Annotated in this window: 28 protein-coding genes, 1 tRNA gene, 1 pseudogene and 1 riboswitch; of the genes and pseudogenes, 8 read left to right on the forward strand and 22 right to left on the reverse strand. The window is 73.5% G+C overall.

The window, feature by feature from the left end; translation table 11 throughout:
* Positions 1 to 26 precede the first annotated feature (26 nt).
* The 6 genes from BJF81_RS06270 to BJF81_RS06295 all read left to right on the forward strand — a co-directional run bounded on the left by BJF81_RS06270 (position 27) and on the right by BJF81_RS06295 (position 3,487).
* Positions 27 to 413, forward strand: a complete 387-nt coding sequence (locus BJF81_RS06270; protein WP_075957658.1) for a four-helix bundle copper-binding protein — start codon at positions 27 to 29, stop codon at positions 411 to 413.
* Between the two features lie 78 nt (positions 414 to 491).
* Positions 492 to 872: a hypothetical protein gene (locus tag BJF81_RS06275; RefSeq protein WP_075957560.1), complete on the forward strand. Its 381-nt coding sequence runs from the start codon at positions 492 to 494 to the stop codon at positions 870 to 872.
* Positions 873 to 881: 9 nt separating this feature from the next.
* On the forward strand, positions 882 to 1,310 hold the full coding sequence (locus BJF81_RS06280) for an HIT family protein (RefSeq protein ID WP_075957561.1): 429 nt from the start codon (positions 882 to 884) through the stop codon (positions 1,308 to 1,310).
* A 10-nt stretch (positions 1,311 to 1,320) separates the two neighbouring features.
* Positions 1,321 to 1,839, forward strand: coding sequence for a DoxX family protein (locus BJF81_RS06285; protein ID WP_083664024.1), 519 nt, complete (start codon positions 1,321 to 1,323; stop codon positions 1,837 to 1,839).
* A gap of 61 nt (positions 1,840 to 1,900) precedes the next feature.
* A complete protein-coding gene (locus BJF81_RS06290) occupies positions 1,901 to 3,043 on the forward strand; it encodes a methyltransferase domain-containing protein (protein WP_075957660.1) in 1,143 nt (380 codons plus the stop codon).
* A 102-nt stretch (positions 3,044 to 3,145) separates the two neighbouring features.
* Positions 3,146 to 3,487, forward strand: coding sequence for a hypothetical protein (locus BJF81_RS06295; protein ID WP_075957562.1), 342 nt, complete (start codon positions 3,146 to 3,148; stop codon positions 3,485 to 3,487).
* A 72-nt stretch (positions 3,488 to 3,559) separates the two neighbouring features.
* Here BJF81_RS06295 and BJF81_RS06300 read toward each other — a convergent pair whose 3' ends face one another.
* The gene (locus tag BJF81_RS06300; protein WP_075957563.1) at positions 3,560 to 4,927 is read right to left on the reverse strand and encodes an MBL fold metallo-hydrolase; all 1,368 of its coding nucleotides are present in this window, start codon (positions 4,925 to 4,927) and stop codon (positions 3,560 to 3,562) included.
* Positions 4,928 to 5,032: 105 nt separating this feature from the next.
* Between BJF81_RS06300 and BJF81_RS06305 the strand changes: the two genes are divergently transcribed.
* Entirely contained in the window at positions 5,033 to 5,290 is a 258-nt protein-coding gene (locus BJF81_RS06305; protein WP_075957564.1) for a metal-sensitive transcriptional regulator, read from the forward strand.
* A 19-nt stretch (positions 5,291 to 5,309) separates the two neighbouring features.
* Here the strand turns inward: BJF81_RS06305 and BJF81_RS06310 are convergent, their stop codons facing one another.
* The 3 genes from BJF81_RS06310 to BJF81_RS06320 are packed head-to-tail and all read right to left on the reverse strand — an operon-like array spanning position 5,310 to position 7,821.
* The gene (locus tag BJF81_RS06310; RefSeq protein ID WP_075957661.1) at positions 5,310 to 5,930 is read right to left on the reverse strand and encodes an L-threonylcarbamoyladenylate synthase; all 621 of its coding nucleotides are present in this window, start codon (positions 5,928 to 5,930) and stop codon (positions 5,310 to 5,312) included.
* A 37-nt stretch (positions 5,931 to 5,967) separates the two neighbouring features.
* The gene (locus tag BJF81_RS06315; RefSeq protein ID WP_075957565.1) at positions 5,968 to 6,792 is read right to left on the reverse strand and encodes an alpha/beta fold hydrolase; all 825 of its coding nucleotides are present in this window, start codon (positions 6,790 to 6,792) and stop codon (positions 5,968 to 5,970) included.
* A 21-nt stretch (positions 6,793 to 6,813) separates the two neighbouring features.
* On the reverse strand, positions 6,814 to 7,821 hold the full coding sequence (locus BJF81_RS06320; protein WP_075957566.1) for a GNAT family N-acetyltransferase: 1,008 nt from the start codon (positions 7,819 to 7,821) through the stop codon (positions 6,814 to 6,816).
* 104 nt (positions 7,822 to 7,925) lie between these two features.
* Here BJF81_RS06320 and BJF81_RS06325 point away from each other — a divergent pair, with 104 nt between their 5' ends.
* The gene (locus tag BJF81_RS06325) at positions 7,926 to 8,594 is read left to right on the forward strand and encodes a DUF421 domain-containing protein (RefSeq protein WP_075957567.1); all 669 of its coding nucleotides are present in this window, start codon (positions 7,926 to 7,928) and stop codon (positions 8,592 to 8,594) included.
* A 20-nt stretch (positions 8,595 to 8,614) separates the two neighbouring features.
* Here BJF81_RS06325 and BJF81_RS06330 read toward each other — a convergent pair whose 3' ends face one another.
* The 18 genes and pseudogenes from BJF81_RS06330 to BJF81_RS06405 all read right to left on the reverse strand — a co-directional run bounded on the left by BJF81_RS06330 (position 8,615) and on the right by BJF81_RS06405 (position 22,689).
* Positions 8,615 to 9,049 (reverse strand): OsmC family protein, encoded by a 435-nt coding sequence (locus BJF81_RS06330; protein ID WP_075957568.1) that lies wholly within the window; start codon positions 9,047 to 9,049, stop codon positions 8,615 to 8,617.
* The gene (locus tag BJF81_RS06335; protein ID WP_075957569.1) at positions 9,042 to 10,565 is read right to left on the reverse strand and encodes a glutamate--cysteine ligase; all 1,524 of its coding nucleotides are present in this window, start codon (positions 10,563 to 10,565) and stop codon (positions 9,042 to 9,044) included. Before BJF81_RS06335 ends, BJF81_RS06330 begins: the two co-directional genes overlap by 8 nt.
* Positions 10,566 to 10,658: 93 nt before the next feature.
* A pseudogene (gene gcvP / locus BJF81_RS06340) lies at positions 10,659 to 13,600 on the reverse strand (aminomethyl-transferring glycine dehydrogenase).
* Positions 13,601 to 13,678: 78 nt separating this feature from the next.
* A riboswitch (glycine riboswitch) is annotated at positions 13,679 to 13,772 on the reverse strand.
* A gap of 67 nt (positions 13,773 to 13,839) precedes the next feature.
* Positions 13,840 to 14,427 (reverse strand): MerR family transcriptional regulator, encoded by a 588-nt coding sequence (locus BJF81_RS06345; RefSeq protein ID WP_075957570.1) that lies wholly within the window; start codon positions 14,425 to 14,427, stop codon positions 13,840 to 13,842.
* Between the two features lie 127 nt (positions 14,428 to 14,554).
* Positions 14,555 to 15,019 carry a bifunctional nuclease family protein gene (locus BJF81_RS06350; RefSeq protein WP_075957571.1) on the reverse strand — a complete coding sequence of 155 codons (465 nt, stop codon included), beginning with the start codon at positions 15,017 to 15,019 and terminating at the stop codon, positions 14,555 to 14,557.
* 40 nt (positions 15,020 to 15,059) lie between these two features.
* A complete protein-coding gene (locus BJF81_RS18320) occupies positions 15,060 to 15,440 on the reverse strand; it encodes a hypothetical protein (RefSeq protein ID WP_187345498.1) in 381 nt (126 codons plus the stop codon).
* On the reverse strand, positions 15,416 to 15,592 hold the full coding sequence (locus BJF81_RS19275) for a hypothetical protein (RefSeq protein ID WP_237770078.1): 177 nt from the start codon (positions 15,590 to 15,592) through the stop codon (positions 15,416 to 15,418). Before BJF81_RS19275 ends, BJF81_RS18320 begins: the two co-directional genes overlap by 25 nt.
* A gap of 74 nt (positions 15,593 to 15,666) precedes the next feature.
* Positions 15,667 to 15,870 carry a hypothetical protein gene (locus BJF81_RS19280; RefSeq protein WP_342447084.1) on the reverse strand — a complete coding sequence of 68 codons (204 nt, stop codon included), beginning with the start codon at positions 15,868 to 15,870 and terminating at the stop codon, positions 15,667 to 15,669.
* Complete coding sequence (locus BJF81_RS06360) at positions 15,867 to 16,322, reverse strand: FHA domain-containing protein (RefSeq protein ID WP_075957572.1); 456 nt, start codon at positions 16,320 to 16,322, stop codon at positions 15,867 to 15,869. The genes BJF81_RS19280 and BJF81_RS06360 overlap by 4 nt, the downstream gene beginning before the upstream one ends.
* Positions 16,323 to 16,439: 117 nt before the next feature.
* Positions 16,440 to 16,829 carry a glycine cleavage system protein GcvH gene (gcvH, locus tag BJF81_RS06365; RefSeq protein ID WP_075957573.1) on the reverse strand — a complete coding sequence of 130 codons (390 nt, stop codon included), beginning with the start codon at positions 16,827 to 16,829 and terminating at the stop codon, positions 16,440 to 16,442.
* A gap of 64 nt (positions 16,830 to 16,893) precedes the next feature.
* A complete protein-coding gene (locus tag BJF81_RS06370; RefSeq protein WP_083664026.1) occupies positions 16,894 to 17,700 on the reverse strand; it encodes a DUF881 domain-containing protein in 807 nt (268 codons plus the stop codon).
* Entirely contained in the window at positions 17,700 to 18,032 is a 333-nt protein-coding gene (locus BJF81_RS06375) for a small basic family protein (RefSeq protein ID WP_075957574.1), read from the reverse strand. The genes BJF81_RS06370 and BJF81_RS06375 overlap by 1 nt, the downstream gene beginning before the upstream one ends.
* Complete coding sequence (locus BJF81_RS06380; protein ID WP_075957575.1) at positions 18,029 to 18,916, reverse strand: DUF881 domain-containing protein; 888 nt, start codon at positions 18,914 to 18,916, stop codon at positions 18,029 to 18,031. Before BJF81_RS06380 ends, BJF81_RS06375 begins: the two co-directional genes overlap by 4 nt.
* Positions 18,913 to 19,536 (reverse strand): CDP-alcohol phosphatidyltransferase family protein, encoded by a 624-nt coding sequence (locus tag BJF81_RS06385; protein ID WP_075957576.1) that lies wholly within the window; start codon positions 19,534 to 19,536, stop codon positions 18,913 to 18,915. Before BJF81_RS06385 ends, BJF81_RS06380 begins: the two co-directional genes overlap by 4 nt.
* A 146-nt stretch (positions 19,537 to 19,682) precedes the next feature.
* A tRNA-Pro gene (locus BJF81_RS06390) sits at positions 19,683 to 19,756 on the reverse strand.
* A gap of 92 nt (positions 19,757 to 19,848) precedes the next feature.
* The gene (gene der, locus BJF81_RS06395) at positions 19,849 to 21,273 is read right to left on the reverse strand and encodes a ribosome biogenesis GTPase Der (RefSeq protein WP_237770075.1); all 1,425 of its coding nucleotides are present in this window, start codon (positions 21,271 to 21,273) and stop codon (positions 19,849 to 19,851) included.
* A 122-nt stretch (positions 21,274 to 21,395) separates the two neighbouring features.
* Positions 21,396 to 21,878, reverse strand: coding sequence for a SufE family protein (locus BJF81_RS06400; protein ID WP_075957577.1), 483 nt, complete (start codon positions 21,876 to 21,878; stop codon positions 21,396 to 21,398).
* Position 21,879: 1 nt separating this feature from the next.
* The gene (locus BJF81_RS06405; RefSeq protein WP_237770059.1) at positions 21,880 to 22,689 is read right to left on the reverse strand and encodes a sulfurtransferase; all 810 of its coding nucleotides are present in this window, start codon (positions 22,687 to 22,689) and stop codon (positions 21,880 to 21,882) included.
* Between the last annotated feature and the right edge of the window lie 2 nt (positions 22,690 to 22,691).

Here is a 22,691-nt window from a genome sequence, read left to right on the forward strand (position 1 = left end):
CGCCCGCCGCCCCTACCGTCGGTGCCATGGACGACATCCTCAGCACCCACCCGGCCAAGGACACCTTCGACCTGCCCCAGCTGCGGGCCGCCATCGACGCGGCGAGTCGGTGCGCGTCCACCTGCGGGACCTGCGCGGACTCCTGCCTGCACGGCGACCACGTCGAGGGCATGGTCCGCTGCATCGACCTGTGCACCCAGTGCGCCGCCATCTGTCGCACGACCGCCGAGATCCTCTCCCGGCCCGGTCCCAACGGCGACTCCTGGCGGTCCGTGGTCGAGGCCTGCATCGCCGTCTGCCGCGAGTGCGCGGAGGAGTGCTCGAGCCACGAGCACGACCACTGCCAGCAGTGCGCCCAGGCGTGCCGCGACTGCGCCGACGCCTGCCAGACCCTCCTCGGCGTCGCCGACTGACAGGCCGGGGGTCGTTCTTCACCGGACCCTCACCTCCCGTACCCCCGGCCCTCACGGTCCGCGGGCTAGCGTCGGACCATGACCGGCTCCTCCCGCGCCGGCCTCGTCGTGGCGGCGACGACCACCCTCCTGCTCATCCTCGGCGCTGGGGCCCTCGGCATTGTCGGGCCCGGTGGGCCCGTCGACCTGCTGTACGTGGGGGCAGCGGTGGTCGCGCTCGTGGGTGCGGTCTCCGTCCGCCTGCGACCGAGGGGTATGACGTACGCGTTCGCCGCGGCCGCCGGGACTGTCCTCGCGGCCACCGCGGTCGTGCTCGCCCTGGGGCTGCACCGCTCCCCCGGCGTCTCCCTCGGCGACCTCCTCGGCCTGACCGTGCTGTTCGCGGGCGGATACGCCCTGGCCGCCTGGTTCTGCTCCCGCGGCCCGTCGCTGCCCGCCGCCGGCGAGGGGGCGCACTAGGGTGCGTGGATGGCCACGCTCTTCACGAAGATCATCGACGGTGAGATCCCCGCCCAGCTGGTCTGGCGCGACGAGGTCTGCGCGGCGTTCCTCGACATCGAGCCGCTGACGCCCGGTCACGCCCTGGTGGTCCCCCGGGTCGAGGTCGACCACTGGGTCGACCTGCCGGGTGAGGTCCTGGCCCACCTCACCGACGTGGCCGCCCGGATCGGGCGGGCCCAGCAGGTCGCCTTCGACGCCCCCCGCGTCGGGGTCATCGTCCAGGGCTTCGAGGTCCCGCACGCGCACGTGCACGTCTTCCCCGCCCGGACCGCGGACGACTTCGACCTGGCCCGCAAGCGACCCCGCCCGGCCGACGACCTCGCGCAGGACGCGCAGGCCCTGCGCCGGACGCTGCGGGGGCAGGGCTGGTCCGACGAGGTCCCGGGGCAGGACTGAGGCCCACGACATGCAGGCCGAGCCCCGTGAGGACCCCGGGCCCGAGGACTACCACCACGACGTGCACGACGACTGGGCCGACCTGGACGGGTTCCCCGTCCCGGAGGTGCACGCCCGCAGCCTGGACCTGGGACTGCTCCTGCTGCGGCTGGGCACCCTGCTGCTGGTCACCCGCGGCCTCGACAAGGCCGTCGACCTGCCGGCGTGGGTCCGCGACGTCGACGACCACGTCCTCGGCGCGCAGGCCCCCGAGCTGGTCGCCTGGATGGTCCTGCTGGGCCAGGTGGCCCTGCCCGTCCTGCTGGCGCTGGGCCTGTTCACCCGCCCGGCGGCGTTCCTGCTCGCGGCCATGATGGCGGCCACGTGGGTGCTCACCGTCTACCCGCGGCTGGACTACACGGTCCTCGGCGAGGGCGGTGCCCCGACCGGCGAGGACTCCCTGCTCTACCTGGCGCTCGCCCTCCCGCTGGTCTTCACCGGGGCGGGCCGCTGGTCGCTGGACGCCATGCGTGCGACCGGCAGGCCATGAACCGCCTGCCCTGACCCCGCCGAGGGTCCCCCGTCCCGTGGGGCCGCTCTACCCTGGGTCGGTGCAGTGCGACTACTACGACGCCGGGGCCTGTCGCTCGTGCACCCTTATGGGCACCCCGTACGCCGGGCAGCTGGCGGACAAGCAGACCCGGGCAGCGCGCAGCCTGGAGGCGCACGTCCCGGCGTCCGCCTGGCACGCGCCGCAGGCGAACCGCGAGGCGGGGTTCCGCAACAAGGCCAAGCTGGCCGTGGGCGGCCGGCGCGGTGCTCCCACCGTCGGCATCCTCGACGGCGACGGCCGGGGCGTGGACCTGCGCAGGTGCGGCCTCTACGAACCGGGCCTGGCCGAGGCGGTCCTGGCGCTGCCCGACCTCCTGGGCGAGGCCGGTCTGACGCCCTACGACGTACCGGGCCGTCAGGGCGAGCTCAAGCACGTGCTGATGACCCGCTCCCCCGACGGTGAGCTCATGGTCCGCCTCGTCCTGCGCTCGCCCGGGCAACGTCGCCGCGTGCTGGAGCTGCTGCCCGAGCTGCGTTCCCGGCTGCCGGGCACCCGGGTCGTCAGCGTCAACCTCCAGCCCGAGCACAAGGCCGTGCTCGAGGGGCCGGACGAGGAGGTGCTGACGGCGGAGTCCACGCTGCCCATGAGGATCGACGACCTCACCCTGCACCTGCGGCCGCGCAGCTTCTTCCAGACGAGCACACCGATGGCCGCCGCCCTCTACCGGCAGGCGCGCACCTGGATCGAGGAGGCCTCGCCCGAGGTGCTGTGGGACCTGTTCTGCGGCGTCGGGGGGTTCGCCCTGCACGCGGCCGGCCCCGGCCGGGAGGTGCTCGGGGTCGAGGCGTCCGCGGACGCCGTGGCCAGCGCCCGCGTCGGCGCGGCCGCCCTGGCAGGTCGCGGACCGGTGCGGTTCGAGGTCGGGGACGCGACGGCATACCTCTCCCCCGGTCGCCGGCCCACGGGCGAGGCCCCGCCCGACCTGGTCGTGGTCAACCCTCCCCGGCGGGGCATCGGTGCGCTGGCCGCCGACCTGGAGGCCGCGCGGGTGCCGCGGGTGCTCTACTCCTCCTGCAACCCGGTCAGCCTCGCGCGCGACCTGGCCCTCATGCCCGGCTACCGGGTGGGGCGCGCCCGGCTGTTCGACATGTTTCCCCAGACCGCCCACGCCGAGGTGCTCGTCGAGCTGGAACGGCGTTGACCCCCGGAGTCGACCTCCCCGGCGGGGCCGGTGCCCCTCGGGCGGGGGCTGGTGCGAGAATGACGGTCCTGGACCTGGACGACAAGGAAGTTGGTGCCACCGATGCCGAACACGTTCGACGCCGTCCCCGAGGGCGCGCACGAGCGCAGTACCGCGTTCCTCGCGGTCGATGCGCCGCAGGAACGCCTGGAGCAGGTGATGGACGAGGCCGGGCTGCACCGGGGCTCCCTGCGCGAGCAGGACGGCTACACGATCCCCTTCCGCGAGGGCGGCGTGCTGCGCATCCGGGTCGTCGAGGGCGACGACCAGGGCCGCACCGGGCTGGAGTTCACCGCCGACGGTCCGACCGTCGAGCGCCTCGAGCACATCAAGCAGGTCGCCGGCGAGGAGGTCGGGGCCAGCCTGGGGCGGAGCGAGTCGTTGACCTGGCAGCCCGTGGACTGACCGCACCGACGACGAGGCGCCGGCACCCCCGACCGGGGGGCTGGCGCCTCGCGCGTGACGCGGGGGTCGGCGTCAGGACGCGGCCGAGCCCTCCAGCGGCAGCCCGACCTTGCCCGCCTGCTCGTCGAAGTCGTCGTCCAGGGCGACCACCTGGCGGCCGTGGGCGGCCAGGAAGGAGGCCCCGATCGAGGAGCGGTAGCCGCTGGCGCAGTGCACCCAGACCTCGCCCTGCGGCGCCTCGTCGAGGCGCTGGGGCAGCTGACCCAGGGGGATGTTGACCGCGCCCGCCACGTGCGACTCCTCGTGCTCCTTGGGGTTGCGGACGTCGAGGACGCTCACCTCGCGGTGGTGCCGGACCTGCGCCAGGTCGGCGAAGGTGGCGCTGGTGATCGTGCCCAGCTCGCCGTCGGTCCAGTCGCGCGGCTCGCCGGTGGCCTGGCCGGCCAGCTCGTCGATGCCGATGCGCACCAGCTCGCGCTGGGCCTCGGCGACCTGCTCCTCGCTCTCGCCCAGGAGGGTGACCGGAGTGCCCCAGGGGATCATCCAGCCGAGCCAGGTGGAGAACTGCCCGTCCAGGCCGAAGTTGTAGGTGCCCGGGACGTGGCCCGCCGAGAAGGCCTGGCGGGTGCGCAGGTCCACGACCCACTCCCCCGCCGTCAGCCGCTCGCGCAGCACCTCCTTGTCCGCCCGCGACGGCAGCTCCAGGTCCGGCTCCGACGGGCCGGCGGCGTTGGCCGGTCCCATATGTGCGTAGTAGGCCGGGTAGAGGTCCAGCCCGTCGAGCGTCTCGCGGACGAACTCCTCGACGTCCTTCAGCAGCGCCGGGTTGGTCTCCTGCTCCTTGGCCAGCGTCGACTCGTCACCCTCGGTCTGGGTGGCCGAGCAGAACGAGCCGAAGCCGTGGGTCGGCATGACCTCGGTGCTCCCGTCCAGCTCCTTGACCAGCCGGTGGGCCGAGCCGTGCTGCAGCCGGGCGAGCTCCTCGGCGTGGTCCTGCCCGAGCAGGTCGGGACGGCCGGTGGAGCCGAAGAGCAGCGACCCGCCGGTGAAGACGTAGGGGTGCTCGCCCTCGAGGGCGTAGGACAGGTGGGTGAAGGTGTGGCCGGGCGTGGAGATGGCGCGCACCCGCAGGCTCTCGGACACCTCGACCACCTCGCCGTCGCGGATCGCGTCCCGCTCGAAGGAGACGTCGTCCTCGGCGTTGACGTGGTAGGCGGCCCCGGTCCGCTGCGCCAGCGCGTAGCCCCCGGTGACGTAGTCGTTGTGGATGTGCGTCTCGAACACGTGGGTGACGCGCACCCCCTCGCTCTCGGCGAGCGAGAGCACCCGGTCGACGTCACGCTGGGGGTCGACGACGAAGGCGACCTGGCCGTCGTGGACCAGGTAGCTGCGGTCGCCCAACGACGTGGTCTCGATGGTCAGCACGGTGGGAGCGGTCATGGGTCCTCCTGGGGGGTGGTGGGTGGCCACTTGGCGTTCGTGATGGAACAGGATACCCTAGGGGGTATGGAGAACACGATCGCCCGGGTAGGTAGTCTGGGGTGCGTGGAACTGTCGCCCGAGTCCGTCAAGCCCGCCACCACCCGACTGCGCCGTGCCCACGGGCAGCTGGCGGCGGTCATCCGCATGCTCGAGGAGGGCCGGGACTGCGACGACGTCGTCACCCAGCTCGCCGCCGTGGGCAAGGCGATCGACCGGGCGGGGTACGCGATCATCGCCGAGGGGCTGCGCCAGTGCATGGCCAGCGAGGACGGCGACGTGGACGTCAAGAAGATGGAGAAGCTCTTCCTCAGCCTGGCCTGAGCCCCGGCCGGTGCCCTGCTCACCGGAACGGTGCCGGGTCCCCGGCTCCCTCCCGCACGATCTCGGCGTAGCCCTGGGACAGGTCCACCACCGTCGTCGGCTCGCAGCCCGTGACGTCCCCGTCGACGACGACGTCGAGCGCGTGGTCCAGCCGTTCCTTGACCTCCCAGCCGAAGGTCATCGGCTCCTCCTCCCCCGGCAGCAGCAGCGTGCTCGTGAGCAGGGGCTCCCCCATCTGCGCCAGCAGAGCCTGGCAGATGCGGTGGTCGGGCATGCGTACCCCCACCGTGCGCTTCTTCGGGTGGAGCAGCCGGCGGGGGACCTCGGGCGTGGCCGGCAGGATGAAGGTGTAGCAGCCCGGCGTGGCCGCCTTCACGGCCCGGAACACCGCGTTGTCGAGGTGGACGACGTGCCCCAGCTGGGCGAAGTCGGCGCACAGCAGGGTGAAGTGGTGCCGCTCGTCCAGGTGCCGGATCTCGATGATGCGGCGCCGGGCCTCCGGGTCGCCCAGCCGCGCCGCCAGGGTGTAGCAGGCGTCCGTCGGCAGGGCGGCCAGCCCGCCGTCCCGGAGGATGTCCGCCACCTGTGCCACCAGCCGCGGCTGGGGATCCACCGGGTGGATGTCCACGAAGCGGGCCATGCGGCCCACTGTAGGACAGCTCCCGGGCCGCTGCAGGTCAGGTGGCGAGGAAGCGCCGCACGGCCGCGGTGAAGACCTCCGGCTTCTGCGAGTGCACCCAGTGGGTGGCGTCCTTGACGGTGACCCGGCGGGTCTGGGGGAACAGCTCGCGCATCCCGGGCACGTTCTCGTCCTGGATGTAGTCCGAGTCCGAGCCGCCCACCCACAGCACGGGGCCCTCGAAGGTCCGGCCGCCGTGGGGGATGTCGGAGGTGATCCTGGCCAGGTCCCGGCGCAGCATGGTCAGGTTGGGCTGCCACGCGAGGCGTCCGCCGGCGGGGTCCTGGCGCAGGTTCTGCAGGAGGAAGCCTCGCAGGCTCTTCTGCGGGACGTCCTGGGCCAGCTGCGCGTCGGCGTCGCCCAGGCTCTCGACGCTGTCCAGGTCGATCCGGGCCAGGGAGTCCAGCAGGTGCTCGAACTCGCCCACGGCCCCCGACCCGACCGGGCTGACGTCGACGACGACGAGGTGGTCGACCAGGTCGGGGTGGGCCAGCGCCATGGTCATCGCGATCTTGCCGCCCATGCTGTGCCCGACCACGTGCACGGGACCGTCCGCGGCGACCGTCCCCCGCAGGTGCTCGGCCACGAGCTCGGCGGCGCCGGCGTAGTCGAAGGCGTCGGTCCACCGGGAGCGGCCGTGGTCGGGCATGTCGACCAGCAGGCTGCGGTAGTCCGGCTCCAGGGCCCTGGCGATGGCCCCGAAGTTGCGGCCCCGGCCGAACAGGCCGTGGCAGAAGGCCACCACGGGCCCCTGCTCGCCGACGAGCGTGCTGTGCAGACCGGCCGGACCGGCGGGACCGGCGGCGGAGGATGGGCTGCTCACCCGGTCGAGCCTACTGGCCCCTCACAGCGGCAGCGCACGGCGCATCGCCACCGTCTGCAGCGTGCGACGGAAGCCCAGCCGCTCGTAGAGCCGCGTCGCCCCGGTGGGGCTGTCGGAGTCGACGTCCAGCTCGACCACGTCGTAGCTGCCCGCGTCAACGGACTGCCGGATGGTGCGGACCAGGCAGGTCGCCGCCAGGCCCCGGCCCCGCCAGGCCGGCACGGTCCCGACGAGGTTGACGTAGGCGTGCCGCTCGACCCACTCGCCGACGAGGACGTAGCTGAGCACCCGGCCCTCCTCGTCCACGGCCAGGGTCGACAGGGACGGGCGGGCCGAGCGGGCGACCCAGCGCTCGTGCCAGGGCTCGGGAGCCACCGGTCCGGAGCCCCAGTGGTCCTGGAAGGCCAGGTTGTGGGCCTCGCGGACCGCGTCCTCGTGCTCGGGCCCCGGAGCGGTCAGGCGGACCCCCGCCGGAACCTGCGGGACGTCGGGCACGCCGTCCAGCGGACGGGCGAGCATGTCGAACCAGCGCACGTCGGCATACCCCCGGCGGCGCAGCATCGCCTGGGCGGAGGACCCGACGAGGCCGGCGCCGACGGACAGGTGGCCGGGGCGGCCCGGGTGCCGCTCGGCCACCAGCTGGGCGGCGCGGGGCTCCGCGACGTCCATCAGCGCCCGTCCCAGGCCCCGCCCCCGGTGGTCGGGATGCACCCCGCCCTCGAGGTGGGCCCGCCCGTGGCCCTCGTGGTCGGGGGTCGTCGGGCAGCCGACGGCCGTCCAGGCGACCAGCTCCTCCCCCGCCCACACGGCCCAGGTGTCGCGGGCCGGGTCGACCCCGTGCCCGGTGAGCTCCTCGGCGAGGTCCTCCGGCTGGTAGAACTCCTCGGTGCCGTCGACCTCGGCGACGTGGTTGACCAGGCGGGACCACGCCTCGACGTCGTCCGGGCCGAGGGAGCCCCACCGGTATGCCGTGGACGGGCTCGTGGGGGCGGCGCCGGCCCGGGCGTCGGGGTGCTGGGTGTCGTGCATGGGGACCAGTGTGCGCCGCCCGTCCGCACGCCCGCCACCCGTTTGTCCGTCGCCCCCGCGCTGCGCCCCCGCTGCGGGTCGCCGAGGTGCCACCATGGGCTGCCATGAGCACGGACCTCTGGTACTACCTGGGCATCACGCCCGCCGGCGCGCTGGCCGTCCTCATCAGCACGGTGACGGTGTACTTCGTCTTCGGCGCGGTCCTGCGACTGTGGGGCCAGCGGCTGTGGTCCAGCCCCCGGTCCCTGGACCTGGCTGTCGTGACCGTGCTGGGCGCGATCGTGGGGCGGGCGACCATGGGCCACGTGCCGACGCTGGCCGGCGGCCTGGTCGCGCTGGGGACCCTGGCCGGCCTGGAGCTGGTGTTCCGGGGGCTGCGGCGCCTGCCGCTGCCGCCCCTGCCCCAGCTCCCTGGCGGGCAGCGCGGCCGTGCGGTGGTGCTGGCCGTCGACGGACGGGTGCGGACCGACAGCCTGACCCACTACGGGCTGACGATGCCGGTGCTGTGGAGCTCGATGCGGCAGGCCGGGATCAGCCACCCCTCGCAGGTGGCGCTGGCGGTGCTGGAGCCCAACGGCCGGATCTCGGTGCTGCGGGCCGGGCAACCGATCCACCCGCGGGCCCTCATGGGGATCAAGGGGGCGCACGTGGTCCAGGAGCAGCTGCGGGAGGCGGGTCACCTGCACACCGCGCCGTTGCACCCCGACGACGCCGGCCCGTCCGGCGGCAGCGCACCGGTGGCCTCGCCGACGCAGGAGACGTCCAAGGAGTAGCCCGCGCCCGGGGGGGCCGGTCAGCCGGAGGTGATCTCGAAGTCGACCGGGGTGGGCAGCTGGACGGTGCGGGAGACCGTGCACAGACGGTCCCGCGACTTGGCGACCGCGTCGGGGAGCCGTTCGCGGGCGGCGTCGCCGCGCTCCCCCTGCGGGAAGGTCACCTCCACGGTCACGGTGACCGGGCCGAGGTGGTTGCCCTCGCCGTCGCGGACCTTCTCGGCGGACGCCGAGATGCGGAAGTCCTCCGGCTCGGCCAGCCGGGAGGTCAGCAGGTCGATGTCGATGCCGGAGCAGCCGGCCACCCCCACGAGCAGCAGCTCGACCGGGGTGAAGTCGCTGCTGCCGCTGCCCCCGGAGGTCACGGGGAGGGTGCCGCCCCGGGCGTTGGTCGCCTCGAAGGTCGCCGGCCCGGTCCGGGTGAGGGCGACCGAGCGCACGGTGTCGTCAGCCACGGTCCTCCTCCGTGCCGGAGCTGGCCGCGGGCTGGGGAACGGGCCAGGTGTGCACGGGTGCGTTCTCCTCGGAGTTGTCCAGGTAGTGGGCGAACATCTCCCGCAGCGCCTCCTCGCGGGAGCGGCCGGCCGTCTCGTAGGCCTCGGTGACGGCGATCTGCCAGCTGGCGCCGTTGGTCCGGGTCCGGCACCGTCCCTCGATGACGGACAGGTAGTGGCTGCGCACCTCGCGCCGCAGCCCCAGCGCCGCCAGGCCGTCGTCGGCGACGCTGAGCAGGTGGTCGGCCACCAGCTCGGTGACCGGCAGGGTGCCCAGCCCGGGCCAGCTGTGCACCGAGTCGATGCCGTGCTTGGCCGCGTCCACGAAGTTCTGCTCGGCGGTCCGGAAGGCCATCTTCGTCCAGATGGGGCGGCCGCTCGTCGTGGCGGCCTCCAGCAGGCCGTAGTAGAAGCACGCGTTGGCCACCGTGTCCACGACGGACGGGCCGGCCGGTAGCACCCGGTTCTCCACCCGCAGGTGGGGCACGCCCTGGCTGGTGTCGTAGATCGGGCGGTTCCAGCGCCAGACCGTCCCGTTGTGCAGCTTGAGGTCCTTCAGCTCGGGCACCCCGCCGGCCTCGAGGACGGCCATGCTGTCCTCCTCGGAGGTCTCGGGCAGCAGGGCGGGGAAGGAGCGGACGTTCTCCTCGAAGAGGTCGAAGATGGAGGTGATCCAGTTGTTGCCGAAGTAGGCCCGGGGGCGCACCCCCTGGTACTTCAGCTCCACCGACCGGGTGTCGACCATCTGGGTGAACAGCGGGATGCGGGTCTCGGCCCACAGCCGGCGACCGAAGAGGTAGGGCGAGTTGGCCCCCATGGCGACCTGCAGGCTGGAGATCACCGACGCCGCGTTCCAGTAGACCGGGAAGTCCTGCGGGGTGACCTGCTGGTGCAGCTGGACCGACGTGCACCCCGACAGCGGCCCGATCGTGTCGTGGTAGCTGGAGACCCGCTCCCCCGTCGGGCCCTCGATCTCCAGCTCCATGCCCTCGCCGCGCTCCCGCAGCAGCGAGTCGTTGAGGCCCTGGTAGCGCACCCCCTCGGAGATCCACGGCTCGTCGAACAGCTCGGCGGTCAGCGTGGGCAGGATGCCGACCTCGGCGACGCGGGCGCCGTGGGCGCGGGCGGCGTCCCCGGCGCGTCGCAGCGCCTGGGTGAGGAAGCGGTCCAGGCGGACGGCCTGGTCGCCGGCCATGGGCCGGGGCGGCACGTTCATCTCGATGTTGTAGCGGGCGACCTCGGTCTGGAAGTCCTCCTCGCCCAGGTCGGCCAGGACCTCCCGGTTGATCATCGCCGGGGCCAGCGTCTGCCCGTCCAGGAGGTTGAGCTCGATCTCCAGGCCCATGAGCGGGCGGGTGAAGTCGAACCGGCTGCCCTCGAGCATCCGCTCGAAGACGACGAGGTCGGTCCGCACCTTCTCGCGGAACCGCAGGCGCTGCTCACGGGTGAAGTCCGCCTGGCTCACTTCCTGGCCCATGCGTCGATCCAAGCACACCGAGGGCCCGTTGGCGAGGGTGGGCGCACCCGCCCGTCCGTCCGCCTGACCTGCGGCGGACGGACGGGCCGGTGCTCAGTCCTCGGGGTGCGCGGGCAGGGGGCGGGAGGCGACCAGGTTGCGGTCGCCGTAGACGCCGTCGATGCGTCGCACCGGGGGCCAGTACTTGCGGCCGGGGTCCACCCCCGGCGGGTAGGCGGCGCTCATCCGGTCGTAGGCGTGGGGCCACTCCCCGGCCAGGGACAGCGCTGTGTGCGGGGCGTTGCGCAGGACGCTGTCCTCGACGCCGTCCCGGGCCGCGTCGTCCATCTCCCGGCGGATGGCGATCATCGCCTCGACGAAGCGGTCCAGCTCGTCCTGGTCCTCGGACTCGGTCGGCTCGACCATGAGGGTCCCCGAGACGGGGAACGACATCGTGGGGGCGTGGAAGCCGTAGTCGATGAGGCGCTTGGCGACGTCGTCGACGGTGACGCCCGTCTCCTTGGTCAGGCTGCGCAGGTCGAGGATGCACTCGTGCGCGACGAGTCCGGCGGCGCCGGTGTAGAGCACCGGGAAGTGCTCGTGCAGCCGGGCGGCGACGTAGTTGGCGTTGAGCACCGCGACCTGCGAGGACCGGGTCAGCCCGGCTCCGCCGACCAGCCGGATGTAGGCCCAGGAGATCGGCAGGATGCTGGCCGAGCCGTAGGGTGCGGCGGAGATGGGCCCCACGCCCGTCCCGGGCCCTGCGCCGTCGGCGACCGGGTGGTTGGGCAGGTAGGGGGCCAGGTGGGAGCGCACCCCGATCGGGCCCACCCCGGGTCCGCCGCCCCCGTGGGGGATGGTGAAGGTCTTGTGCAGGTTCAGGTGGGAGACGTCGCTGCCGAACTCGCCCGGCTTGGCGATCCCCATCAGCGCGTTGAGGTTGGCGCCGTCGAGGTAGACCTGTCCGCCGGCGTCGTGCACCAGCTGGCACAGCTCGGTGATGGTGCCCTCGTAGACGCCGTGCGTCGAGGGGTAGGTGATCATGATCGCGGCGAGCTCGTCGCGGTGCTTGTCCACCTTGCTCCGCAGGTCCTCCAGGTCGACCTCGCCCTCGGACGTGCTCTTGACCACGACCACCGTCAGGCCGGCCATGACGCGCTCGCGGCGTTGGTCCCGTGCGCGCTGGAGGGGATGAGGCAGACGGTGCGCTGGTGGTCGCCCTGCGCCTCGTGGTACTTGCGGATGGCCAGGAGCCCCGCGAACTCGCCCTGCGAGCCGGCGTTGGGCTGGAGGGAGACCTCGTCGTAGCCGGTGATCTCGCACAGCCACGCGGAGAGCTGACGGACGAGCTCGTGGGTGCCCTCGGCCTGGTCGGCCGGGGCGAAGGGGTGCAGCGCACCGAACTCCGGCCAGGTGATGGGCTCCATCTCGGTGGTGGCGTTGAGCTTCATCGTGCACGAGCCCAGCGGGATCATCCCGCGGTCGAGCGCGAAGTCCTTGTCGGCCAGGCTGCGGATGTAGCGCAGCATCGCGGTCTCGCTGCGGTAGGTGTTGAACACCGGGTGGGTCAGGTAGACCTGCTCCTCGGTGCGCACGAGGGCGTCCCAGTCGGGGGCCGGGACCGCGTCGACCGCCGAGGGGCCCTCGACGCCGAAGGCGCCGGCGACGGCCTGCAGGTCGGCCAGCGTGGTCATCTCGTCGGTGGACAGCAGGATCGTGTCCTCGTCCACCCGCCACAGGTTGATCCCCTGCTTCAGGGCCGCGGCCAGGACCTCGTCGGCCCGGCCGGGGACGGCGACGGTCAGGGTGTCGAAGTAGCGGTCGACCTTCAGCGTCAGCCCGCCGGCGGTGAGCGCACCGGCCAGCGCGCGGGCCTTGGCGTGCGTCTCCAGCGCGATGCGGCGCAGTCCCTCCGGACCGTGCCACACCGCATACATCCCGGCCATGACGGCCAGGAGCACCTGGGCGGTGGTGATGTTGGAGGTGGCCTTCTCCCGGCGGATGTGCTGCTCCCGGGTTTGCAGGGCGAGGCGGTATGCCGGGTCGCCGTCGGCGTCCCGGCTCACCCCCACGAGGCGACCGGGCAGGGACCGCTCCAGGCCGGACCGGATGCTCAGGTAGCCCGCGTGCGGGCCGCCGAAGCCCATCGGCACCCCGAAGCGCTGCGTGGTGCCGACGGCGACGTCGGCGCCCCACTCGCCGGGGGGCGTCATCAGGGTGAGGGCGAGCAGGTCGGCCGCCACGGTGACCAGCGCCCCGACCTCGTGCGCCGCCTCGGCCACCGCGCGCCAGTCGCGCACCTGGCCGTCGGCTCCGGGGTACTGGACGACGACGCCGAAGACGTCGCGGTCCCCCGCGGCCGCACGCAGGGCGGTCGCGTCGGTGACCTGCTCCAGGTCGGCGGGGACCACCTCGATGCCCAGCGGGGTGGCGCGGGTGGTCAGCACGCCCAGCGTCTGCGGGAGCAGGTGCTCGTCGACGAGCAGGACCGCGTCCTGGGCCACCTTGCTGTTGCGCCGCATGAGCGCGACCGCCTCCGCGGCCGCGGTGCCCTCGTCCAGGAGGGAGGCCCCGGCGACGGGCAGGCCGGTGAGGTCGCTGACCATGGTCTGGAAGTTGAGCAGGGCCTCGAGCCGGCCCTGGGAGATCTCGGGCTGGTAGGGGGTGTAGGCGGTGTACCAGGCCGGGTTCTCCAGGATGTTGCGCTTGACGACCGGCGGGGTCTGGGTGCCGTAGTAGCCCAGCCCGATCATCGAGGTGAGCACCCGGTTGCGCGAGGCCAGCTCGCGCAGCTCGGCGATGACGGCCTGCTCGCTGGGCGCCGCCTGGATGGACAGGGGGTCGGCGGACCGGATCGCGGGGGGGACGGCCGCGTCGACGAGCGCCTCGAGGCTGTCGTGCCCGAGGACCTCCAGCATGTGCTCGATCTCCTCGGGCCGGGGACCGACGTGCCGGGACACGAAGTCGGACAGCGTGTCCGGTCCCAGCGGGCGGGCGTCGTCGGTGGTGACTGTGGTGGTCCGGCCCGCCGGCGTGGGGGTGGTCTGGGTGCTCATCGTCGTGCTCCTCGGGGCAGGGGGGCAGTGGCCCTCCCCCTCTGTCCGCCCGCGGCGTCGCGGACGTTCCAGAGTTGCCTGGTCCGCGCGGTCCTGGCGCCTGAGAGCTTGTCGGGGAGATTGCCCCTTCGGCGCCCCACGACCGGCGTGGGGACTCTCCCGCGCGGCGTCGACGGCACCGTCAATCTAGCAGCCCGGCGGCCACCTCGGCGCGTGCGGCGCCGGAGGGGGCGGCGCGGTCAGGAGGTGCGGCGGGCCCTCCGGCGGGCGGAGAGCTCGTCGCCCGGGTGGTGGGCCACCGGGTCGTCGGCGCGTTCGCCGGGCAGCTGGGCCAGCTGCCCCTCGACCTCGCGCCAGACGCTGCCCACGGCGATGCCGAAGACACCCTGGCCGCCGCGGACGAGGTCGATGACCTCGTCGTCGCTGGTGCACTCGTAGACGCTGGCACCGTCGCTCATGAGGGTGATCCGGGCCAGGTCCTCGACCCCCCGCTCGCGCAGGGCGTTGACCGCGACCCGGATCTGCTGCAGCGAGACCCCGGTGTCGAGGAGCCGCTTGATGATCTTCAGGACGAGGATGTCCCGGAAGCTGTAGAGCCGCTGCGTGCCCGAGCCGCTGGGGTTGCGCACCGACGGCTCCAGCAGCCCCGTCCGTGCCCAGTAGTCCAGCTGGCGGTAGGTCACCCCGGCGGCGCCGCAGGCCGTCGGGCCGCGGAAGCCGATGGTCTCGTCCAGGGCGGGGACGTCGCCGGTGAAGAGCACGCCCTGGGACGGGCGTCCGTCCCGGCCGGACCCGGCCTCGGTGCCGGGGTCTGCGCCAGCGCTCACCGGTCCTCCTCGGATGTGTGAGTGGTGTGACTCGTGTGCACCGTGTGCACACCCCGACCGTAGGTGTCCCGGGGTGCCCGGTCAACGACCGACGCGCCGAGGACCGCCCCGAAGGGCCGTGGGGCGCTCACTCCTCGAAGTCCTCGGCCGAGACGTTGTCGAGGAACTCGCGGAAACGCTCCACCTCGTCCTCCTCCTCGACCGCCATGGTGATGCCCACCTCGTCGAGCAGCTCCTCCGGGGCCAGGATGGAGGTGGCCGTCCGCAGGGCCAGCGCGATCGCGTCCGAGGGCCGGGCCGAGACCACGGTGCCCCCGTCGAAGTGCAGCTCGGCGTAGAAGGTGCCGTTCTCCACCGTGGTGACGTGGACCTGCTCCAGACGTCGGCCGAGCGCCTCCACCACGTCGACCATGAGGTCGTGGGTGAGCGGCCGGGGCGGCTCGACCCCCTGCTGGGCGTAGGCGATCGCGGTGGCCTCGGGGGCACCGATCCAGATCGGGACGTACCGCTGGCCGTCGCGCTCACGCAGCAGCACGATGGGGCTGTTGGTGGGCATCTCCACCCGCACTCCGAGGACGTCGAGCTCCTTCACCCCACCCACGGTACTCCGCCGGGGGGACCCGTGCGGCCCGTCAGTGCCCGCGGGCGAGCCCCGAGCGCACGAGGGCGACGTGCAGCGCCAGCATCGTGGAGAGCAGCTCGGCCTCCGCCTGGGCGGGGTCGGGCCCTTCCGCGCCCCTCGCGCGGCGCCGCCGGAGCGGTTCGAGGATCTGCTGGGCCAGCCCGATCTCCCGGTCGGCGCCGACCCGGAAGGCACGCAGGTGGCGGGCCTCGAGCCCGTAGCGCGCCAGGGCCGACGCCGCGGTCGCCACGTCCAGGTCGTCGGCGTGGTGCCGACCTGACGCGTCGGTGCGCAGCAGCCCGAAGGCGACCAGGTGGCCGTAGGCGCCGCGGTCGAGCCCGGTCCGCTCACGCAGCTCGAGCGGGGTCAGCCGTACCGCACGCCGCCGCACAGGGCGGCGGCGCTCAGGTCGGCGACGGGCGGGACGGGCCGCTCGTCGCCGGTGGCGGCGGGTGCGTGCGGCGCCGCGTCGGCGTGCCCTACGGGGACGCCCGGGGCGTCCTCCCCGGGGCGGGGCGTGGCGCCGTCGGTCAGCCCGGGCACGTCCAGACCCCGGTCCAGCCGGTCCAGGGCGTCCTTGATGACCTTCAGCGGCCAGAAGCGGTCCCGCTGGGCGGTCAGGACGAACCGCAGGCGGGCGACGTCCGCAGGGGTGAAGAGCCGGTAGCCGGACGCCTGCGCTCCGGGGAGATGAGGCCCTCGGTCTCCAGGTAGCGGATCTTGGAGATCGTCAGGTCGGGGAAGTCGCCCTGCAGCTCCCGCAGGACCGCACCGATGGACACCCCCTCGGGGGCCGCGTCGGCCCGTGCCGCCGAGGTCACGAGCGGCTGCGGTAGTAGACCAGCCGGAACTTGCCGATCTGCACCTCGTCCCCCTGGTGCAGCACGGACTCGTCGATGCGCTCCCGGTTGACGTAGGTGCCGTTGAGGGATCCCACGTCCCGCACGAGGTACCCGTCGCCCTCACGGGCAAAGACGGCGTGCCGCCGGGACACCGTGACGTCGTCGAGGAAGATGTCGCTGCTGGGATGCCGCCCGGAGCTGACCTCGTCCGCGTCCAGGAGGAACCGGGCGCCCGCGTTCGGTCCGCGCAGCACGATCAGCAGGGCCGTCCCGGGACGGAGGGCGTCGACGGTGCGCTGGTCGTCCGGGGAGAGCCGGGGGGCCTCGTCGTCGAAGGTGTAGTCCGCCGACGGCAGCTCCGCTCCCCCGGGGAGACGCGCCGTGGCGGGGTCGGTGCCGAAGTCGTGGTGCTCACGGTCGCGGTCGCTCACGGGATGTGACCTTCCTGGTGGTGCGCGGTGGTCCGGGGACGAGAGGGACCGGTGCCCGACGTGGTCGGCCACCGGTCACCCACTCTAGTGCAGGGCGTCCAGGACGCCCGGGCGGTCTCAGTCGAGCGTGGCCTGGTAGGCGGACGCGTCCAGGAGGCTCTCCAGGACGGCCGGGTCGTCGACCCGGACCTCGTACATCCAGCCGTCGCCGTACGTGTCGGTGTTGAGCAGCTCCGGGGTCCCGTCGAGGCCGTCGTTGACGCCGGTGACCTCGCCGGCGACGGGGGCGTAGATGTCGCTGACCGACTTGGTGGACTCCACCTCCCCCACGGCGTCGCCCACGGCGACGGTGTCGCCCACCGTGGGCAGGGAGACGTAGACGACGTCCCCCAGCGCGTCCTGCGCGTAGGCGGTGATGCCGATGCGGACCACGCCCTCGCCCATGTCACGGACCCACTCGTGGTCGGTGGTGTACCGAAGGTCGTCCGGATACTGCAAGGTGCTCATCGCTCTCCTCGGTCTGGGCGGGTGCGCCGCTGCGCCCGTCGGTGGTGTGTGTCCCTTTTCTACCCTACGAGGAGGGGGTCGCGGGCACCGGCTCGGCCCACCGGAGGTCCGGGGTGGGCCGGACCGCGTCGACGAGCACCTCGTCCCCCTCCACGACCTGGACGGTGGCGCCCGCCCCCCGCAGGCTGTCGAGGAAGCCGCCGGGGATGGCCAGCCCCCCGGCGAGCGTGTCGGGCTCCCCGACGGCCACGATGCGGAACGGGGGGACGAGCACCGCGCCGTCCAGCGTCACCGATCCGCCTCCGGCACCCTCGGCCACGCCGACGTGGCTGGAGGCCACGACCCGGACCGACCCGACCTGGATCGCCTCGGCCCCGGCGTCGCGCAGCTCCTGGATGGCGTCCAGGAGCATCGTCTGGGTCATCCCTCCGTCGGGGTCGTCGACGATGACCGAGATGCCGGGGCCCGTCACGGGCGCCGTCCCGGCCAGGATCGCGTAGGACTGCAGCCGCTCACGGGCAGCCTCCGCGGCGGCCACGTCGCCCTGCTGACCCTCCAGCCGGCGACGGTCGGCCTCCAGCTCCAGGACCTCCTGCTGCAGGTCGTCCACCCGGCCCGAGACGTCGTCGAGCAGGGCGACGAGCTCGCTCTCGCGCAGCTGGCTCAGCCCGGCCTCGTCCTGGGCGCGCACCTGGGCGACCAGGGCGACGCCGAGCAGGGCGGTGATCACGGCCGCGACGACCTGGCCGGGGGCGAGCCGCAGCGAGGTGATCGCCCGGAGCCGGCGACGGGCCTGCTCGGGCGTGGGGTCGTGGCCGGCTCGCCGTCGGATCCGCTCCAGCGCCCCCCGGGGTCGCGGTGTCCCGGGCATCAGGCACCCAGGAGATGGCGCCGGATGGCGGCGACGTTGGAGAAGATGCGCAGCCCCAGCACCACGACGACGCCGGTGGAGAGCTGGGCCCCGACACCGAGCTGGTTGCCCAGGAAGACGATGAGGCCGGCGACGACGACGTTCGACAGGATCGAGATGACGAAGACGCGGTCGTTGAAGATGCCCTCGAGCGCCGCCCGGGTGGCACCGAACACGGCGTCGAGGGCGGCGATCACGGCGATGGGCAGGTAGGGCTGGAGCCAGACGGGGACCTCCGGGCTGACGACCAGCCCGAGCAGCACGCCCAGGACCAGTCCGATGAGCGGGATCATGCGTCCTCCTCGGCGGTGGGCGGCAGGGCGGGGACCTGCCCCACCCGGGTGGTCAGCCGCGCGGCCGGGTCGACCACGACCTCGGCCTCCGCGGCGACGTCGGAGCGGATCCCCAGCTGGGCGCGCAGCTGGCCGAGGTAGGCGCCGGTCACCCCGGTGGTGGCCTCGCGCAGCAACGTCTCGGGGTCGCCGATGGCCCGCACCTCGTAGGGGGGTGCCAGGCTCCGGAAGTCCACGACCACGGCCTCCCCCGCGTGCCGGATCGCGGACATGGAGGTCAGCCGGTGGCCGTTGACCGAGACCGCCTCGGCCCCCGCGGCCCACAGGCCGTTGACGACGAGCTGGATGTCCCGGGCGTTGACCCTCTCGGGCGGCCCCTCGTCGCCGGGGGCCGCGTCCACCCGGGTGGTCGCGTCCTCGAGCAGCACCACGACACCCGGCCCGCGCACGGCCGTGGCACCCACGGCGGTGCCCGCCGCGGCCACCTCAGCCCCCGCGTCGGGCCCCTCGTCCACGCTCGCCCGCTGCTGCTCCAGCTCGAGGATGTCGGTGCGCAGCGCCTCGATCCGGGCACGCTGGTCGTCGCCGGCCTCCTGCAGCGTCTCGATCCGTGCGATGAGGGACGCCCGGGTCTCGGCCGCGGCGGGGTCCGGCGTGCGCAGGGTCCCCGCCGAGACGGTGACGAGCAGCCCCAGCACCAGGGCGGTCGCGAAGAGCAGCCAGGTGGAGTACCCCGACGACGGCGGTAGCCCGGCCTCCGTCCGACGCTCCGCGGCGGAGTGGTAGCCCGGCCCGAGCGGAGGGTCCAGCACCTCGTCCAGGAGCGCCATCGACGCGGCGGGATTGGGGTCGGGCCGGGCCGTGCCCCGGCGCGGGATCCTCATCCGGCCGCCTCCAGCACCCGGCGCTGGGCCATCATGCCGCGGACCTGGGCGGCGTAGACCAGCCCGGTCACCCAGTACAGGCCAACGCCCCACCAGGCCAACGCCCAGCCGGTGGCCAGCGCCGGCACCGTCCACCACCCGGGGACGTGGCCGAGGAGCAGGAGGGGGAAGGCCCCCAGCAGGTTGAAGGTGGCCGCCTTGCCCACGAAGTCGACCGAGGGGATGGGCAGGTGGTGGCGGCGCACGAGGGGGTACATGGCCAGGATGAAGGCGTCCCGGGCCACCAGCACGGCGACCAGCCACCAGCCGATGACCCCCGTCCCGGCGAGGCTGAGCAGGGTGACCGCGATGTAGAGCCGGTCGGCGATGGGGTCGAGCAGCTGCCCCAGTCGGCTCACCAGCCCGTAGCGACGGGCGATCTTGCCGTCGAGGTAGTCGGTGAACCCGGACGCCACCAGGACCGCGGCCGCCCAGACGAGGTGGCCGGAGACCAGCAGCCAGATGAACACCGGCAGACCCAGCAGCCGCACGATGCTCAGCACGTTGGGCACGGTGAGGAGCCGGTCGGTCACCGGCAGGACCCGCTGGTCGTGCCGGCCCTCCCCCGTTCCTTCCCTCATGGGGCCTCCCCCGTTCCTTCCCTCATGGGTGCAGTCTAGGGCGGGCCGGCCGCCGGCCCCGGCGCACCGCCGCGGGGACCGCATGCCCGACGCCGGAGGGGCGGTCCCGTCGTGCGGGACCGCCCCTCCGGCGTACTGCCTCTCGGTCGGGCTGACAGGATTTGAACCTGCGACCCCTTGACCCCCAGTCAAGTGCGCTACCAAGCTGCGCCACAGCCCGAGGCCCGTGCGGGCGAGGATCACCTTAGCCCATGGCCGGCCCCGCCCACGAATCCGTGGCGGCGCCCGGCCGGTGCCTCCCGCCGGCCGGGGTCAACGCCGGCCGCGCCGTTCCCGGACCCGCACCGAGATCTCGATCGGGGTGCCCTCGAAGCCGAACTCCTCGCGGATCCGGCGTTCCAGGAACCGGCGGTAGCCGTGCTCGATGAACCCCGAGGCGAACACCACGAAGGTGGGCGGCCGGGTGCCGGCCTGGGTGGCGAACAGGATGCGGGGCTGCTTGCCCCCGCGCACGGGGTGCGGGTGGGCCGCGACGACCTCCCCGAGGAAGGCGTTGAGACGCCCGGTGGGCACCCGGCGGTCCCAGGAGGCCAGCGCCGTCTCCAGCGCCGGCACGAGCCGGGCGACGTTGCGTCCGGTCGAGGCGGACAGGTTGACCCGGGGCGCCCACTGGATCTGCACCAGCTCGCGCTCGATCTCCCGTTCCAGGTAGTGGCGGCGTTCCTCGTCGAGCAGGTCCCACTTGTTGTAGCCGATGACCAGGGCCCGGCCGGAGTCCACCACCTGCTGGACCACGCGGATGTCCTGCTCGGCGATGGGCTCGGAGACGTCGATGAGCACCACGGCCACCTCGGCCTTCTCCAGCGCCGTCTGGGTGCGCAGGGAGGCGTAGAAGTCGGCGCCGCGGGTCTGGTGCACCCGCCGGCGGATGCCGGCGGTGTCCACGAACCGCCAGACCTTGCCTCCGAGCTCGACGAGCTCGTCGACGGGGTCCCGGGTGGTGCCGGCGACGGCGTCGACGACGACCCGCTCGCTGCCGGCGAGCCGGTTGAGCAACGAGGACTTGCCCACGTTGGGCCGGCCCAGGAGGGCCACCCGTCGGGGACCGCCCCGGGCGTAGGCACCGGCGACGGACGTCTTCTCCGGCAGGACGTCAAGCAACGCGTCGAGCACGTCGCCCGAGCCGCGCCCGTGCAGGGCCGAGACCGGCCACGGCTGCCCCAGGCCCAGGGACCACAGGGCGGCGGCGTCCGCCTCCTGCCGCTGGTCGTCCACCTTGTTGGCGACGAGGACCACCGGCTTGCCCGACCGCCGCAGCAGCCGGACGACCTGCTCGTCGGTGTCGGTGGCTCCCACGGTGGCGTCCACGACGAACAGGACCGCGTCCGCCAGCTCCACGGCGACCTCGGCCTGCTCGGCCACCCGCAGGTGGATCCCGCTCGCGTCGACCTCCCAGCCGCCGGTGTCGACCACGGTGAACCGGCGGCCGGACCACTCGGCGTCGTAGGCGACCCGGTCCCGGGTCACGCCCGGGACGTCCTCGACGACCGCCTCGCGACGGCCCAGGATCCGGTTGACCAGGCTCGACTTGCCGACGTTGGGCCGACCGACGACCGCCAAGACGGGGCGCACGGCCTCCTCGTCGTCCTCCTCGGAGGGGCCCTCCGAGTCCACGAGCGAGAGGTCCTCCTCGGAGAGCTCGAAGTCCTCCAGGCCGGCGCGCAGGGCCTCCGCCATCCGGTCGGAGCCGTCGTCCTCCAGGTCGTCCGCCGCATCGGCGGCCCCCGGATCACGCCCCCCGGTCCACTCGACCTCGACCTCGTCCTCCCCGGCCCCGTGCCCGGCCGGCCCGGGGTAGGTCATGCCCCGCCGCCGGCGGTCAGGGCCTCGCTGCGCAGCCGCACCTGACGCTTGATGCGGCCGAGCATCCCCACCATGCCGCGCATGCGCAGCGGGGAGACGGCCTCGGCCAGACCGAAGCGGTAGGGCGCGTCGTCGGGCACCGCCAGGACCTCCTCGGCAGGCAGACCGTCCAGACCCTCGTGGAGGATCCCGGCGAACCCGCGGGTGGTCGGCGCCTCGGCCGGCGCGTCGAAGAAGAGCGACACGGTACGGGCCTCGTCGTCGGCGACCTCGACCGCGAGGAAGAGCGGCGACTGGCACTCGTCGACGCGCTCCATCTGGTCCAGCCGGCCGGCGTAGCGTTCGGGCAGGTCGGGCAGCTCGTGGCTCAGCTCGAGGAGCAGCTGCAGGCGCTCCCGCTCGGTCACCGCGTGGAAGTCCTCGGCCAGGTTGGTCATCGCGGCCGGGAGGTCGGCGCGCACGTCGTCGGTGGTGCCCATCTCAGCGCTCCACCGGCACGCCCACGGCGTTGCCCCACTCGGTCCAGCTGCCGTCGTAGTTGCGGACCTTCTCGAAGCCCAGCAGGTGGGTCAGGACGAACCAGGTGTGGCTGGACCGCTCGCCGATCCGGCAGTAGGCGACCGTCTCCTCGGCGGGGTCCAGGCCCTGCTCGGCCAGGTAGATCGCCTCCAGCTCCTCGCGTGCCTTGAAGGTGCCGTCCTCGTTCGCGGCCCTGGCCCAGGGGACCGACCGGGCCCCGGGGATGTGCCCGCCGCGCATGGCCCCCTCCTGCGGGTAGTCGGGCATGTGCAGCAGCTCGCCGGAGTACTCCCCCGGGCTGCGCACGTCGACGAGCGGGCCGCCCAGGTGGGCGAGCACGTCCTCCCGGAAGGCCCGCACCTGCGAGTCGTCCCGCTCCACGACCGGGTAGTCGACCGGCTCCACCTGGGGCACGTCGGTGGTCAGCTCACGCCCCTCGGCGATCCAGGCTGCCCGCCCGCCGTCGAGCAGGCGCACGTCCTCGTGGCCGAACAGGGTCATCACCCACAGGGCGTAGGCGGCCCACCAGTTGGACTTGTCGCCGTAGATCACCACGGTGGTGTCGCGACCGACGCCGCGCTCGCCCATGACCTGGGCGAAGCGCTCGCCGTCGACGTAGTCGCGGGTCAGCGGGTCGTTGAGGTCGGTGTGCCAGTCGAGCTTGAGGGCGCCGGGGACGTGGCCGGTGTCGTAGAGCAGCACGTCCTCGTCGGACTCGAGCACCACCAGCCCGTCGTCACCGAGGTGCTCGGCCAGCCAGGTGGTCGTCACGA

This window comes from Ornithinimicrobium sp. CNJ-824, assembly GCF_001942405.1.
In the GTDB taxonomy this organism is placed as follows: Bacteria; Actinomycetota; Actinomycetes; order Actinomycetales; family Dermatophilaceae; genus Ornithinicoccus; species Ornithinicoccus kibberensis.